15 protein-coding genes are annotated in these 13,772 nt (G+C 68.0%); 7 read left to right on the plus strand and 8 right to left on the minus strand.

What is annotated here, in order from left to right; translation table 11 throughout:
• Positions 1–17: 17 nt before the first annotated feature.
• Positions 18–779, minus strand: coding sequence for a VanW family protein (locus KBY97_RS01220; RefSeq protein WP_255144961.1), 762 nt, complete (start codon positions 777–779; stop codon positions 18–20).
• Between KBY97_RS01220 and KBY97_RS01225 the strand changes: the two genes are divergently transcribed.
• A complete protein-coding gene (locus KBY97_RS01225) occupies positions 678–896 on the plus strand; it encodes a hypothetical protein (protein WP_255144976.1) in 219 nt (72 codons plus the stop codon). The two genes, KBY97_RS01220 and KBY97_RS01225, sit on opposite strands and share 102 nt — an antisense overlap.
• On the opposite strand, the gene KBY97_RS01230 is transcribed toward KBY97_RS01225, so the two are convergent.
• Complete coding sequence (locus KBY97_RS01230; RefSeq protein ID WP_255144962.1) at positions 893–1,621, minus strand: GAF domain-containing protein; 729 nt, start codon at positions 1,619–1,621, stop codon at positions 893–895. The genes KBY97_RS01225 and KBY97_RS01230 overlap by 4 nt on opposite strands.
• A 286-nt stretch (positions 1,622–1,907) precedes the next feature.
• On the opposite strand from KBY97_RS01230, the gene KBY97_RS01235 reads away from it, so the two are divergent.
• Positions 1,908–3,773 carry an ATP-binding protein gene (locus tag KBY97_RS01235; protein ID WP_255144825.1) on the plus strand — a complete coding sequence of 622 codons (1,866 nt, stop codon included), beginning with the start codon at positions 1,908–1,910 and terminating at the stop codon, positions 3,771–3,773.
• Here KBY97_RS01235 and KBY97_RS01240 read toward each other — a convergent pair.
• Entirely contained in the window at positions 3,763–5,112 is a 1,350-nt protein-coding gene (locus tag KBY97_RS01240) for a cation:proton antiporter (RefSeq protein WP_255144826.1), read from the minus strand. The two genes, KBY97_RS01235 and KBY97_RS01240, sit on opposite strands and share 11 nt — an antisense overlap.
• A gap of 204 nt (positions 5,113–5,316) precedes the next feature.
• Here KBY97_RS01240 and KBY97_RS01245 point away from each other — a divergent pair, with 204 nt between their 5' ends.
• A complete protein-coding gene (locus KBY97_RS01245) occupies positions 5,317–5,523 on the plus strand; it encodes a hypothetical protein (RefSeq protein WP_255144827.1) in 207 nt (68 codons plus the stop codon).
• Positions 5,524–5,580: 57 nt separating this feature from the next.
• Here the strand turns inward: KBY97_RS01245 and KBY97_RS01250 are convergent, their stop codons facing one another.
• Positions 5,581–5,754 (minus strand): hypothetical protein, encoded by a 174-nt coding sequence (locus tag KBY97_RS01250; RefSeq protein ID WP_255144828.1) that lies wholly within the window; start codon positions 5,752–5,754, stop codon positions 5,581–5,583.
• Between the two features lie 88 nt (positions 5,755–5,842).
• Positions 5,843–6,508 carry an SDR family oxidoreductase gene (locus KBY97_RS01255; RefSeq protein WP_255144829.1) on the minus strand — a complete coding sequence of 222 codons (666 nt, stop codon included), beginning with the start codon at positions 6,506–6,508 and terminating at the stop codon, positions 5,843–5,845.
• 107 nt (positions 6,509–6,615) lie between these two features.
• Between KBY97_RS01255 and KBY97_RS01260 the strand changes: the two genes are divergently transcribed.
• Positions 6,616–8,106, plus strand: a complete 1,491-nt coding sequence (locus tag KBY97_RS01260; protein WP_255144830.1) for an FAD-dependent oxidoreductase — start codon at positions 6,616–6,618, stop codon at positions 8,104–8,106.
• Positions 8,107–8,145: 39 nt separating this feature from the next.
• Here KBY97_RS01260 and KBY97_RS01265 read toward each other — a convergent pair whose 3' ends face one another.
• Positions 8,146–8,361 carry a hypothetical protein gene (locus tag KBY97_RS01265; RefSeq protein ID WP_255144831.1) on the minus strand — a complete coding sequence of 72 codons (216 nt, stop codon included), beginning with the start codon at positions 8,359–8,361 and terminating at the stop codon, positions 8,146–8,148.
• 96 nt (positions 8,362–8,457) lie between these two features.
• Here KBY97_RS01265 and KBY97_RS01270 point away from each other — a divergent pair, with 96 nt between their 5' ends.
• Positions 8,458–9,264, plus strand: coding sequence for an ABC transporter ATP-binding protein (locus KBY97_RS01270; protein WP_255144832.1), 807 nt, complete (start codon positions 8,458–8,460; stop codon positions 9,262–9,264).
• 62 nt (positions 9,265–9,326) lie between these two features.
• Positions 9,327–10,043: a PCC domain-containing protein gene (locus KBY97_RS01275; protein ID WP_255144833.1), complete on the plus strand. Its 717-nt coding sequence runs from the start codon at positions 9,327–9,329 to the stop codon at positions 10,041–10,043.
• Positions 10,044–10,049: 6 nt separating this feature from the next.
• On the opposite strand, the gene KBY97_RS01280 is transcribed toward KBY97_RS01275, so the two are convergent.
• Both KBY97_RS01280 and KBY97_RS01285 read right to left on the minus strand, forming a co-directional pair.
• Positions 10,050–11,768 (minus strand): mechanosensitive ion channel family protein, encoded by a 1,719-nt coding sequence (locus tag KBY97_RS01280; RefSeq protein ID WP_255144834.1) that lies wholly within the window; start codon positions 11,766–11,768, stop codon positions 10,050–10,052.
• Entirely contained in the window at positions 11,765–12,175 is a 411-nt protein-coding gene (locus KBY97_RS01285; protein ID WP_255144835.1) for a YccF domain-containing protein, read from the minus strand. The genes KBY97_RS01280 and KBY97_RS01285 overlap by 4 nt, the downstream gene beginning before the upstream one ends.
• 135 nt (positions 12,176–12,310) lie before the next feature.
• Here KBY97_RS01285 and KBY97_RS01290 point away from each other — a divergent pair, with 135 nt between their 5' ends.
• Positions 12,311–13,750 (plus strand): NAD(P)/FAD-dependent oxidoreductase, encoded by a 1,440-nt coding sequence (locus KBY97_RS01290; protein ID WP_255144836.1) that lies wholly within the window; start codon positions 12,311–12,313, stop codon positions 13,748–13,750.
• Positions 13,751–13,772: the final 22 nt, after the last annotated feature.

Below are 13,772 nucleotides of genomic sequence, written 5' to 3' on the forward strand. Positions count from 1 at the left end.
GGCCTTTCAATCAGGGTTCAGGAGCGCTCACAGGGCGCGTAATCGCTGATGCCGTGATAATTCACCACCCAGCCAGCGTCTGCCGCCTGCATGGGGCGCACCTGGCGAACGGTTTCTGTCACCCATCCCGGCAACTGGCTGTCTGCGTTCGGCGCCCGCTCCTGCAGCACCCTGGATTCAATAGCCACCTGCAGCGGACAGGGTTCCACCCCCCATAGGCTGGATGCCAATTCACCGGTGGTGCCCATCAGGTCAACGCGCAACTGCAGGGCGATGGCTGTGGTATTCCTCACCACAAGATCCTTGTATCCGTAGGCCACGGCCGCATCGCGCCCGAGGGCATAGAAGCGCTGCTCGCCATAGGCATCAATGCTGTGGCAGTGGCGCTCCAGCACCTCACAACCCGACAGCAAAAAGGTATTGAAGAGATTGGTGGCCATCAGGCACAATCCACCCCCAACCCCCACAGACACTTTCCCCTTCGTAAACACCGGCCCCGCTCGATAGCCCCTGCGCAAGCTCGGCTCACCCACGCGGTGGCTGAAGCTGAAAATCGCTCCCGCTGGTAGCAACAACCCATCAATGTGTTGTGCCGCCAATTGCAGGTTCCAGAGCCGATCTGCACGAATCTGCGGGGTACCGCGATCGGGGATTGGCGTCTTGAACTCAGCCCACAGGTGGCCATATTGCGGAGCGGCAGCGGCATCCTGCTGGCGGGCATAGCGGAAGACATGGCCCTTCAGGCAGGCATGGCCTTGCTTCAGGCATTGCCTGATCACACGCTTGCAGGTTCCCAGCATCAAATGAAGAGGATCGGCCAGTGCAGTGGAGCAGCAGCAGGCTTGCTGCCGCTGTTCCACAATCATCAATTCAAGCAGAATCCCTTGATCAGCTAGCTCTCTGGCGGATCACCTGCCAGTTCTCCAGGGGTGAGGGGCTGCACGTCCGGGAAGAAGCGGGCCATGCAGGCATTGCAGACGCCGTGGGAGAACTCCACGTTGTCGTGGCTTTTGATGAAGGCCTCCACGCTCTGCCAGTAGCCCTTGTCGTTGCGAATGCCCTTGCAATAAGAGCAGATCGGGATCAGTTCCTCCATCACATTGATGCGCTCCAGGGCAGCGGCAAGCTGATCGGACACCCGCTTGAGCTCCAGCTGCAGCACCACCTGATGGGCCAGCACCTCAAGGGAATGCACCTGCGAGGCACTGAGTTCACGGGGCTGGCGATCGATCACGCAGAGGGTGCCGATCTTTGCTCCCTCCGGCGTGCTCAATGGCACCCCCATGTAGAACACGATATTCGGCTCACTGCACACCAATGGGTTATCACGGAAACGCTCATCTTCGCGGGCATCCCGCACCACCAGGGTTTGCTCGCCGAGAATCGCGTGCGCGCAGAACGACACATCACGGCTCGTTTCACTCACCTCCAGGCCTAGCTTGGATTTGAACCACTGGCGCTCCGCATCCACCAGGCTGATCAGCGCGATCGGCACATCGCACAGCTGGGCGGCCAGATAGGTGATCGCGTCGTACGACGATTCGGCATCCGTATCGAGGATGCGGTAATTCTGCAGAGCCTCCAGGCGAGCTGCTTCGCGGGGAGCCACATTCGCGCGCATGGAGAGCCTGATCACCAGTTCAAACGTAGGGAAAGGCGATCAATGCGGCAGACCGGGGTTCACATCTCCTCATGGCACAAAACCAGGGTTTCCGTGCAGGCGCATTGGGGGTGCTGCCCGAGTAGACAAGAGCTATGACCTGCCGTGAGGGCATCTGGCTGGCTGGTTCCCCCGTGCCCCCGGCGCATCCGGGTGGCCTCAGCGCCACCCTCCCATCGCCACGGCCGGCTGGAGCCGCCAGCGCATTCGTCGCGAGAGCGTTCTTCTGGCCGCCACGATCTTCGGCGTGGCTGCAGTTGCACTCAGCTTCAATTACTGGAGTGCCACCAGGCTCCTGCGCCAGGAGGTGCGCGAAAACCTGCGCCATCTGGTGAGCATCGCTGCCAGCAAGATGGATCCAGCCCTGGTGGCTGCGATCACCAGTCCTGAGCAGACAGGAAACGCCGACTACCGCCGCGCTAGTGCTCCGCTGCTGGAACTGCGCCGGCTCGTGCCCGAGATCTTCTACGCCTATGTGTTGGTCAACTCGCCGGAAGGCCTGCGCTTCACACTTGACAGCACCTATTACATCAAGAACCCGAATGACTTCGTCAGCCCTCTCAGCGTTGGTCAGCTCTACCTCGACCCCTCGGCAGATGCGCTGCAGGCGGCCAGATCCGGTCTGATCACGGTCAGCGCCAAGCCCTACACGGATCAATTCGGCACCTTCATGAGCGGCTTTGCCCCGATCCGCAACAGCGATGGGGAGCAGGTGGGCCTGGTGGGCATCGATTTCTCGCTGGCGCAACTGCAGCGCAAGGAACTTCCGCTGCAGCTCACCTATCTGCTGGCCCTGCTGGGCAGCGGCGTCTTTTCCGTTCTGGCGGCCAACTTCCATCGCCGCTCCCTCAAGGCCCGCGCCAAAGCGTTTGAAGCCATGGCTTCTGCCGAACGGGCCAAGACCACCTTTCTCGCCACCCTCAGCCACGAGATCCGCACCCCGCTCAATGGCGTGATCGGCATGACGGGCCTGGTGCTCGACACCGAGCTCTCCAGCCAGCAGCGGGAGTGCCTGGAGATTGTGAGCAGCTCGGGCGAATCCCTGCTCGCCCTGCTCAATCAGGTGCTCGACGTTGCCCGACTCGAAGCGGGAGACCTGGTGGTTGAACTGGCGCCGTGCCCGTTGCCTGAACTGATGGAGGAGGTGATCGCCACCTGCCTGAGCCTGGCCAGAGCCAAGGGGATCGAACTGTCGTTGGTGGTGGGCCAAGACGTGCCGCCGCTGATCCGCATCGATGGCCAGCGCCTGCGCCAGATCCTGCTCAACCTGATCGGCAATGCGATCAAGTTCACCGACGCCGGCAGGGTTGTGGTCTCTGTTCAAGCGGCCGAGGTCAGGGCCGAGGTCAGGGCGAAGGGCAGCGCCCACAAAGGAGAGCAGCCGGCAACCGCCTTGAGCTTCTCCGTCGTGGACACCGGAATCGGCATGGCCGCCGATCAGATCGAGCTCCTGTTCCGGCCCTTCTCCAAGCTGATCGGCTCCACCACCACGCCCCACGCCGGCACTGGGCTGGGCCTCGCCATCAGCCGGCAGCTGGTGGAGGCCCTCGGCGGCACGATCCAGGTGGAGAGCGAATCCGGCCAAGGCACTGCCGTGAGCTTCAGCCTGCCGCTGAAAACGGTGGCCTCAACGCCAGCTCCGGAGGCGAAGGCCGCTGCCTCTGCGCTCCAGATGGAGGCGTCAGCACTGGACCCCCCGGCCCAGCCGGAGGGCAGCAGCTTCGCGGCCTGCCATCCCCTGCGCATCCTGCTGGCCGACGACAGTGCCGTGAACCGGCGGCTCTGTGAGCTGATGCTGCGGCGCCTTGGCTATGAGCCCGAGTCCGCTGTCGATGGTCAGGAGGCGCTCGAACGCCAGCTTCAGCTCGACCCCGACCTGATCCTGATGGATGTGCAGATGCCACGGCTCGATGGCCTGGAGGCCACCCGTCGCATCCGCTCAGCCACGGGTGGTGCGGAGCGTCCCTGGATCGTTGCCGTCACCGCCTTCACCACGGTTGAAGATCGGGCGGCGGCGCTCCTGGCGGGCATGAACGAAGTGCTCGGCAAGCCGCTCAAGAGCGAATCGCTCACGGCCAGCCTCCTGCGTGCCCACGCCAGTCTCAGGGGGTGAGCTCCACGGGGTGGGCCACGGGCTGGGGTGGGGTCGCCAACACCAGGCGCAACAGCACCGGCGCCAGGAAGGTGGTGCCCATCACCATCAGCAGGATCGCCGCCTCCAGCGACGGACCCAGCACCCCGGTCTGGGTGCCCAGCCCCAGGAAAATCAGACCCACTTCGCCGCGCGGCAGCATGCCCAGCCCCACCGCCAGCCGGTTGGTGGGCTCCTTGCTGAGGTAGCTCCAGCCCGCCGCCACCTTGCTCACCACCGCTGCTGCCAACAGGAAGGCCGCCATCACCAGCCCCTCGTGGTTGGCCGCATCGAAGGGGTTGAGCACCGCCAGATTGAGGCCGCTGCCGATCAGCACGAAGAACACCGTGGCGAACAGGGCCACCAGCGGCTTCACCGCCTCCTCGATCGCATGCCGGTGGCGCGAGGAACTCAGGATCAGCCCGCCGGCGAAGGCGCCGAGGGCGGCCTCCAGCCCGAACGCCTGGGCCGTAAAGCAGGCCAGCGACAGCACCAGGAAGGCCGCCACCACCACCTCACCCGGGGCGCGCAGGCGGTCGAGCAGCCAGTCGAAGGCGGGGGCGGCGGTGCGGCTCAGCAGCAGGGCCACGGCCACGAACACCGCAGCTGCAGTCACCAGCTTCAGCACCGGCGCCAGCGAGAACCCTTCGCCGCCCGCCAGCGCCACCACCACCGCCAGGATCACGATGCCGAGGATGTCATCGAGCACGGCCGCGCCGATCACCGTCTGGCCGTCGCGGGTGCGCAGAAACTTCAGCTCGCCCAGCACGCTGGCGGTGATGCCGATGCTGGTGGCGGTCATGGCGGCACCGGCGAAAATCGCCGGCAGCAGGGGCACGCCGAACAGGGCATAGAGCCCGAACGTGCCCAGGGCGAAGGGCAGCACCACGCCGGTGAGCGCCACGGTGATCGCCTGCACCCCCACCGCCATCAGTTCCTCCAGCTCGCTCTCGAGGCCGGTGAGGAACAGCAGGGCGAACAGGCCGATCTTGCCCACCGCCTGCAGGTTGCTGAAGCTGTGGTCGTAGATCTCCTGCACCTGGATCGGCTCCACGTGGGCCAGCGAGGCGATCGCCCCTTGGGCGGTGCCGTTGAGCGCACTGGCCAGCTCCGGAGCCAGGATCAGATGCAAGCCCGACACGCCGATCAGCACCCCGGCCACCAGCTCGCCGAGGATGGCCGGCAGGCCGAACCGCACCATCAGCTCGGCCAGGGCGCGGGCGGCGAACAGGATCACGATGAAGCGACCCGCCTGGATGAGGGTTTCGGCCGCTTCGATCTGATGGCCCCCGGTGGCGAGCAGCAGGGCTGGAAGATCCATGGCAGGCGTTCCGCGGTGTGGCGGGCATCCTTTCATCTCTGCCGAGTGAGCGGGCCCACCATGGGCAGACGGCGATCAGAGGGGCTCAGCTGACTACCAGCTCAGCCTTCGGAGGCATTCGTGGCATCTGACACCAGCGGCTCGCTGGCAGCCCGGCCACGCCCCGTCACACTGAATCCCCAAGCAGGCCCGCAGGTTCCAGCGATGGGAAGGTCCACCAGGCCCCAGCGGCGGCGACATCGCCATCGGCCGGTTCACTCCAGCGAGGTTCCCCCGGCCCGCGCGTCCACCCACTCCTTGGGGGTGGTGATCGCCATTGCTGCGGTCCTGTTCACCCTGCCGCTGCTGCTGACAAACGTGCAGCCGTCGAGCGATGGGCTCAGGGGGCGGCGGGAGTTGCGCAAGTTCTGAGCGGATCCACCAGCGCTCGCTCGGGGCCAGTGGTCACTGCGGCGATCCGGCTCCGCCTCAGGGCAGGGTGAAGCCTGAGGTGTTCAGGTGCTTGAGATCGAGCAGCACCACCGTGAACCACCCCAGCAGGGCCAGGCCGCCGATCACCGCAACGACCACCAGCAAGCTGGCCAGCGCTGATTTGGAAGAGCCGCTGTCGTTCGGCACGCGCAGGGTGAAAGGGGGCTTCACTGTCCCACAGGCCGGCAGCGCCAGCTGCTCACCTCGAAGCCGCTCAACCCTCAGACGCACACGGCACAGCTGCACGACCCACAGCAGTTCACCAGGGCAGCAGCTCGCCGTTGGCATGCCAGAAGCTGCCGGAGGTGGCGAGGCTGAGCGCGTCGATGCGGGCCAGCAGCCCCTGCACCGACTGCTCGACGCTGATGCCCTGCGCCGTGAAGCCCGTCATGCGGGTGCGCACCAGGCCGGGATGCAGGATCGCCACAGCGATGCCGCGCGGTGCCAGGTCGATCGCCAGGGATTTGCCCGCCATGCAGAGCGCCACCTTCGACATCCGGTAGCCGTAGGAACCGCCGGAGCTGTTGTCGGCGATCGAGCCCATGCGGCTGGTCATCAGGATCACCTTGGCGCCGGCCGGCAGCTGGGGCAGCAGGGCCCGGGTGAGCCGCAGCGGCGCCACCGCATTCACCTCGAACTGACGGCGCAGGCTGATCGGATCGAGATCCTCCAGGCTGGTGCGCTCCAGGATGCCGGCGTTGTGGATCAGACCATCGATCGCCTGCCCGTCGAGCCGCTGCAGCAAGCCCGCCACGGCGGCATCGGAGGTGATGTCCACGTCCTGCTCGATCCGCACCCCCAGGGCCTCCAGTTCGGGCGAGGGCGTGCGGCAGGCGGCAATCGCCGTGTCGCCGCGCGCCTGAAGCTGGCGGCAGTATTCGGTGCCGATGCCGCGGTTGGCACCGGTGACGAGAAACGTGGCCATGGGGCGGGCCGGCCGGCACCGTGGGGTGAGGAGACTATCGGCTGAACGGCCCACGATGCTGCCCGCCAGCCCGGCGGACGCTGGCACCCCGCTGCGATGCTGAGCCGATGAGCCTGAACATGATGGATCCCGTCGATGTCGTGGTGGTAGGCGGCGGCCTGTCGGGGCTGGTGGCGGCACGGGAACTGCAGGCGGCGGGTTGCTCCGTGCGCCTGATCGAGGCCGCTGCAGAGCTGGGTGGCCGCATGACCGGCCAACGGGTGGACCTCCCCGGCCAGGGTTCTGCAGCGGCAGCCCAGGCTTCCAGCCCCTGGATCGACCTGGGCGGCCAATGGGTCGGCCCCACCCAGACCCGCTTCCTGGCGCTGCTGGAGCGCTATGGCATCCGCCGCTTCGACTCTCCCCACGACGGCAAGACGGTGCTGGTGTTCGGCAGCACCCGCTGCACCTTCGCCGGTTTCTTCCAGGGTTTCCCGGAAGGCCAGCCGCCGGCCGTGCCCAGCGCCGACTGGGACGACGCCATGGCGGCACTGGAGCGCTTCCAGGCGCTGGTGGAACAGCTGCCCGAAGGCCACCCGCACCACCATCCGTCCGCCGCCGCGCTCGATCAGCTCAGCTTCCAGGACTGGATCGACGCCAACACCCACACCCCCTTCGCCGCCTGGTATTTCGCCTACTTCTGCCGGGCCGTGGGCTTCCTCGGTCCTGCCGAACCGGAACAGGTGTCGCTGCTGCACGTGCTCTGGGGCCAGCGCACCGCCGCCCAGGGCGAGCACCCGGAGGAAGAGCTGCTGCATGGCGGCGCCGGCCAGTTGCCGGCGTTGCTGGCTCGGGAGCTGGGTGAGGGCGTGGTGCGGCTGGGGGAACCGGTGCGGGCCGTGGACCAGCTGGACCCCAGCGGGCCTCTGGACACAGCGAGCGGCCCCCCTGATCACGCCTCTGCTGCCGGCAGCAGGCCCTCAGCCGCCCATCCGGTTCTGGTTCACACCGACCGGGCCAGCTATCCCTGCCGTGCGGCGATCTTGGCGATGCCACCGGCGCTGGCCGCCCAGCTGCGCTTCACCCCCGAACTCCCCGCCGACCGGCTGGAGCTGCAGCAGCGGATGGAGATGGGCGCCTGCGCCAAGGTGCTGGTGGTGTACCGCACGCCCTGGTGGCGGCAGCAGGGGCTGTCGGGCATTGCGATCGGCGATCGCCCCTGGGTGGAGCTCTGCGCCGACAGCTCCGACCCTGAAAGCGGCACCGGCGTGCTGGCGGCCTTCGTGGTGGGCCACCGCTACGCCCGCTGGGCGCCGCTGGAGGCCGGCGCGCGCCGGCAGGCGGTGCTGGCCGATCTGGCGGCCTATCTGGGCCCCGAAGCGCTTGAGCCCCTGGCCTACGTGGAAAAAGACTGGCCGGCCGTGCCATTCGTGGGCGGTGCCTATGCCGCCTGGATGCCACCGGGGCTCTGGAGCCGCTGCGGTGATGGCATGCGCCGGCCCCACGGGGCGGTGTACTGGGCCGGCACCGAAGTGGCCGAGCGCTGGCCCGGCTTCTTCGATGGTGCCGTGCGCAGCGGTGAGGAAGCCGCGGCGGCGGTGCGGGCGCGGCTGGGCTGAACGGAGGTGCGGCGGAGCGGAGGTGCGTGGCGGGCCGGCTCAGCCCTCCAGGCACTCGCCCAAAGGCCTGGAGGCCGGATGCTGCGCCAGCCCCAGATCGCCCGTGGCGAGGCGTCGCCGCAGCTCCCGCCCGAAGGCGCGGCTGAGCGCCTGAGACCTGTGCTGCTGCCAGCGGCGCGCCATGCCCACAGCCTTGACAGCCAGCATGGCGCCCCAGATCAGCGCGGCGATCGTGTGGGGCGTGGGGTGGTCCATTGCTCACCAGTCTGGCGGCAGCGGGAGCGGAGGGCCGTGCCGCTGTTGCTGGGTGCCCACCCCTCTGCCACCGCCACCTGGCCTTACCTTGCAGCGATGGCCAGTGCTGCCACCACCACCGTCCCTTACGTCGAGGCCCAGGCGGTGGAGGCGTGGCTTGGCCCACGCAAGGTGTTCGAGAACCTGAGCGTGCAGTTCCAGCACGGCGAGCATGCCGTGGTGATGGGGCCCAACGGCTCCGGCAAGAGCTCCTTGATCAAGCTGCTCAGCCGCGAGCTGTATCCGGTGGTGAAACCGGGCTCGGCGCTGCGGCTGTTCGGCAGCGAAACGGTGAACCTGTGGCAGCTGCGCCGCCGCATCGGTCTGGTGTCGCAAGACCTGCAGGCCGGCTACGTGGGCCGGGTGCCTGCCGCCGATGTGGTGCTCTCCGGCTTCTTCGGTTCGGTTGGCATCGGCCGCAGCCAGGTGGCCGATGCCGCCCAGCGCAAGCGCGTGCGCAGCCTCATGGAGCAGCTGGGGCTGGCGGATCTGGAGGAGCGTCCCTACGCCCAGCTCTCCGATGGCCAGCGCCGCCGGCTGCTGCTGGCCCGCGCGCTGGTGCATGAACCCGAGGTGCTGGTGCTCGATGAGCCCACCAACGGCCTTGATCTCCAGGCCCGGCACCAGCTGCTTGAACTCCTGCGTGGCCTGGCCCGGGCCGGCACCACCCTGCTGCTGGTCACCCACCAGATCGACGCGATCATCCCGGAGATCAGCCGCTGCGTGCTGCTGCGCCAGGGGACGGTGGTGGGCGATGGCCCGGCCGCCACCCTGCTGCAGGATGCCCCGCTCAGCGCCCTGTTCGACACGCCGCTGCGGGTGGTGAGCGCCAACGGCTACCGCCAGGTGCTCCCCGGCAGCTGAGCCGTAGGGCTGAGCGGTCGGGCTCACCCGTAACCTGACCCCCTGACCCATCGTTGTTGCCCATGCATCCGTTGCCGCTGCACCTCGAACCCGGCAGCGACCTGCGCGCCAGCCTCGAGCAGCTGGCCGTGGAGCACAACGCCGCCGGCTTTGTGCTGGGGGTGGTGGGCAACCTCTCGCGTGTGGCCTTTCAGTGCCCGGGGCGATCGGAGCCGTCGGTGCTGGAAGGCGATCTGGAGATCATCACCCTGCAGGGCACGCTCTCGCCCCAGGGGGTGCACCTGCATCTGAGCCTCTCCGATGCCGATTGCCAGGTGTGGGGCGGCCACCTGGAGCACGGCACGGTGGTGCTCAAAGGTGCCGATCTGCTGGTGGGCTTCCTGGTCGGCGGGCCTGAACCCGAACCGCCCGCCGCCGTCCATCCCGCCCCTGTAGAGAAGGCAGCTCAAGCCGTTGCATCGCAAGACGTTGCATCGCAAGCCGTGGCCGCTCCAGCCCTGGCAGCCCCGGCAGCGAGCCCCCACCCGCAGGGGGAGCTCCGCGTCGAGATCGCCGTGCTGCCGGGCTGCCCCTACTCCGCCCGCGCCCAGCGCATGCTGCGCACGCTCGGCATCGCCCACCGGGTCCACACCGTCGCCAACGACGAACAACGCCAGGCACTGCAGGAGCACACCGGCATCAGCACCCTGCCGCTCGTGTTCATCGATGCGGCCTGCATCGGCGGCTACGACGCCCTCGCCGACCTGCACCTGCGCGGCGAACTCGACGGCCTGCGCTGACGCGACTCAAGCTGTAGGCGGAGCCGATCGAGGATCCGAAAGCGGCGCCGCACCAGAGGTGGATTGATTTGCCGCGCCAGGCGCGGTTAGCGGTGGCTGCGGAGTAACTTCGGCGGCCGCGCCGCTGGTCTGCAACCTGCTGAGCGCTTCAGCCAGCTCGCTGGGCCATTCGAGCTGCAATTTTGCGCCGCTCAGGTGTACATCCCGCTGGGGGAACGGCACGGTGATCTGGTGTTTGTGCAACACCGCTTCGATGCGGAAGTTGAGGTCGCTGATGATCTGGTATTGACGCATCGGCTGCTGGATCCACACCAGCAGATGGAACTCCAGGGCACTGTCACCGAAGCCTTTGAACAGCACGGAAGGCGGCGGATCCTGCAGGATTCCCGCATAGCCGTCGCAGGCCTCCACCAGGGCACTGCGCACCGCTTCGCAGTCGGCGCCGTAGGCCACACCCACAGGCAGGGTCAGGCGGGAGGTGGGGCTGCCGTGGCTCCAGTTCACCACCTGGGATTCAAGAAACTCTGAATTCGGCACAATGATCGACACACGATTGAGCGTCACCACCTCCGTGCAACGCAGGCTGATGCGTCGCACCGTGCCCTGCAGATCGCCCACCTCCACGAAATCTCCCACCTCGATCGGCCGCTCGAAAATGATGATCAGGCCACTGATGAAGTTCTTGGTGATGCCCTGAAGCCCAAGGCCCAGGGCCACACCGAACACACTGGCGAACAGGGCGAGCGAGCTGAGGTCGAGGCCCCACAGCTGGAGCAGCACCAGGGTGCCGATGAACAGCAGCACGTATTGCAAGCTGAAACCGATCGCCGCCTGCGAGCCGCTGCCGATGCCGGTGTACGCCAGCACCCGCACGCGCAACAGCTGCTGCAGCCAACCCAGCACCTTCGCCAGCAGCACGAACAACGCGATCAGCACGATCGCGTCGAGCACCGAGTAGCTGCGCTGCCCCAAGGGCAGAAACGGTGACGCCAGGCTGTCGGTGAGGGCCACCCGCAGCCGCTCCATCCAGATCCGCGTCACCGGGAACATTCCCAGGCTGCGGGTGACCACCACAAACCAGACCACCGCCTGCAGGGCCCGCAGCAGCGCGCGCGGCAGGAAGCGGGAACTCAGCTCGTTGTAGCCGTTGGTGGATGCTGGCGGCGGTTCCGCCCAGGCCAGCGGGAAGATCCGCCGTGACAGCCGTTGCAGCAGCCGTTGCACCAGCAGCGCCCCAGCCAGCAGCGCGAGGCTCAGCAACGCCAGGCGCTGGATGGTGGCCGGCTCCCGTTCCAGGCGGCCACGCGCCAGGGCCTGCTCCAGCTGCACCCGCCAGCGCTCGGCCATCTCCTCGGTGCTCACCCCCTCGGTGGTGTCGCGGCGGGTGACGGTGAGCAAAGGCCTCTCATCGATGCTGATCACCGGCAGGCCGTTGCGTTCGATCACGGCGATCGGCGGGCTGCGGCGGTCATCCAGCGCCCGCTGCAGCACCCCGTTCACCGGCTCCACCCGCTGCTCGGCACTGAAGTCGTTCGACGCCCACACCTGAAACAACTGGCGGCCGTCGCCCTGCACGTACGCCCAGGGCACCTGGCTCTGGCGGCTGGTCTGGGTGTCGGCGCCCGCAGGGCCCAGGGCCGGGCCCAGGCCTGGCCACGCCAGCAGCAGCGCGCCCAGCAACAGCCCCAGCCAGGCCTGCCGCCAGCGTCGCGGCAGGCCCCTCAACGCCTGGAGCCGCTGGGCACCACCTGCAGGCCGATCGGCGCCAGGGCAATCAAGGCCAGCTTGATGTGCTGGATGCCGAAAGGAATGCCGATGATCGTCACAAAGCAGGCCACCGCCGAGCTGAGGTGGCCGATCGCCAGCCACCAACCCGCCAGCAGGAACCACACGATGTTGCCCACCAGGCCCAGCGGGCCGGTGCCGAAATCCGTGCGGCCGGTGAGCTCGCGGCGGCTCACAGCCTCCTGGCCGAAGGGCCAGAAGGCGAAGTTGCCGATCACGAAGCAGGCGCGCGCCCAGGGCAGCCCCACGATCGTGATCGCCGCCACCAGGCCGGCCAGCCACCAGCCCACCCCCATCAGGAAGCCCCCCAGCACGAACCAGAGGATGTTGAGCAGGGTACGGATCATGCCCCCACCCTGCCGCAACTCGCGCCCGCTGTCCCATCGCCGCCAGCGCCATGGGCCCGATGCAGCAACGGGCACAGCCATCGGCCTGCGGCCCCGCTACAAAAAACTTGACATCCCTTTGGAGCGGCCGGATCCATGGCGCCGGAACGCTTCTTCCTCGAACTTGAGCCCCCCGCAGCCCAGCTCGCCGCGGCCCCCCATGTGGTGGTGGTGGGTGGTGGCTTCGCCGGCCTGCGGGTGTGCCAGGCCCTGGCCAACCGGCCGGTGCGGGTCACCCTGATCGACAAGCGCAACTTCAACCTGTTCCAGCCGCTGCTGTATCAGGTGGCTTCGGGCCTGGTGTCGGCGGCGGATGTGGCGTCGCCGCTGCGCCAGATGGTGGGCCAGGCGCCCAACGTGCAGGTGCTGCTGGGGGAGGTCACCGATGTGGACCTCGAAGGCCGCACGCTGCTGTTCAACGGCCATCACTACGCCTACGACCAGCTGGTGCTGGCCTGCGGATCGGGGTCCGCTTACTTCGGCCATGAGGAGTGGCGGCCGCTGGCCCCACCGATGAAGATCCTTGAGCACGCCCAGGAGATCCGCCGCCGCCTGCTGATGGCCCTGGAGGAGGCGGAGCAGACCCCCGATCCCCAGCGCCGCCGCTTCCTGCAGACCGCCGTGGTGGTGGGGGCCGGCCCCGCCGGCTGTGAGCTGGCCGGCTCCTTGATCGAGCTGATGCATTCCGCCATCCGCCGCGATTTCAAGCAGTTGCGCCCCGAGGCCTGCCGCGTGCTGCTGGTGGATGCGGTGGACCGGGTGCTGCCGGTGATGCATCCGAGCCTGTCAGCCGCGGCAGCGGGCTATCTGCGCCGCCAGGGCGTGGAGCTGCGGCTGGGCGCCATGGTGGCGGCGATCGAGCCGGGCAAGGTGCGGCTCAAGGGAGAAGATGGCAGCGAAGCGCTGGAGGCGGCCACGATCTGCTGGACCGCCGGTGTACGCGCCTCCCGCCTCGGTGCCCTGCTGGCCGAGAAGAGCGGCTGCAGTGTGGACCGGGGCGGGCGTGTGCAGGTGGAGCCTGATTTCTCCCTGCCCGGCCACCCGGAGGTGCGTGTGATCGGCGATCTCTGCCATTACAGCCACACCAGCGATGGCGCCCCACTGCCCGGCATGGCCGGACCGGCCGTGCAGATGGGCGCCTGGGTGGCGAAGGACATCCTCAGACGGCTGGCGGGCCAGACCAGCGCCCCGTTCCGCTGGCTGGATCTGGGCAGCATGGCGGTGATCGGGCCGCTGTACGCGGTGGCGGATCTGCGCGGCGTGCGGGTCACGGGTTTTCCGGGCTGGCTGCTGTGGGGCCTGGCCCATCTCGCCTTCATCCCCGACACTGAAAACCGCATCACCCTGCTGAGCCGCTGGCTGTGGCAGATCGCCACCCGCCAGCGGCGCGCGTTGCTGATCACCGGCCGTCCCGATCAGCACATCGGCGTCGATGTGGGGCTGGCCCGCGCCCAGGGCCTGGCGCTGGCGAGCGGACCGTCCGCTGCTCCGCTCGCCGGCGGACCGGACGCCGGCCAGGAAGCGGCGGCGGCATGACACCACCAGGGCCATCCCAACC

The organism is Synechococcus sp. ATX 2A4 (genome assembly GCF_024346375.1).
In the GTDB taxonomy this organism is placed as follows: Bacteria; Cyanobacteriota; Cyanobacteriia; order PCC-6307; family Cyanobiaceae; genus MW101C3.

Coding starts and splice junctions, on each gene's coding strand:
- KBY97_RS01275 (WP_255144833.1), top strand. CDS start 9,327: ATGCATCCGTTGCCGCTGCACCTCGAACCCGGCAGCGACCTGCGCGCC.
- KBY97_RS01270 (WP_255144832.1), top strand. CDS start 8,458: ATGGCCAGTGCTGCCACCACCACCGTCCCTTACGTCGAGGCCCAGGCG.
- KBY97_RS01255 (WP_255144829.1), bottom strand. CDS start 6,508: ATGGCCACGTTTCTCGTCACCGGTGCCAACCGCGGCATCGGCACCGAA.
- KBY97_RS01285 (WP_255144835.1), bottom strand. CDS start 12,175: ATGATCCGTACCCTGCTCAACATCCTCTGGTTCGTGCTGGGGGGCTTC.
- KBY97_RS01265 (WP_255144831.1), bottom strand. CDS start 8,361: ATGGACCACCCCACGCCCCACACGATCGCCGCGCTGATCTGGGGCGCC.
- KBY97_RS01260 (WP_255144830.1), top strand. CDS start 6,616: ATGAGCCTGAACATGATGGATCCCGTCGATGTCGTGGTGGTAGGCGGC.
- KBY97_RS01240 (WP_255144826.1), bottom strand. CDS start 5,112: ATGGATCTTCCAGCCCTGCTGCTCGCCACCGGGGGCCATCAGATCGAA.
- KBY97_RS01245 (WP_255144827.1), top strand. CDS start 5,317: ATGGGAAGGTCCACCAGGCCCCAGCGGCGGCGACATCGCCATCGGCCG.
- KBY97_RS01230 (WP_255144962.1), bottom strand. CDS start 1,621: ATGCGCGCGAATGTGGCTCCCCGCGAAGCAGCTCGCCTGGAGGCTCTG.
- KBY97_RS01290 (WP_255144836.1), top strand. CDS start 12,311: ATGGCGCCGGAACGCTTCTTCCTCGAACTTGAGCCCCCCGCAGCCCAG.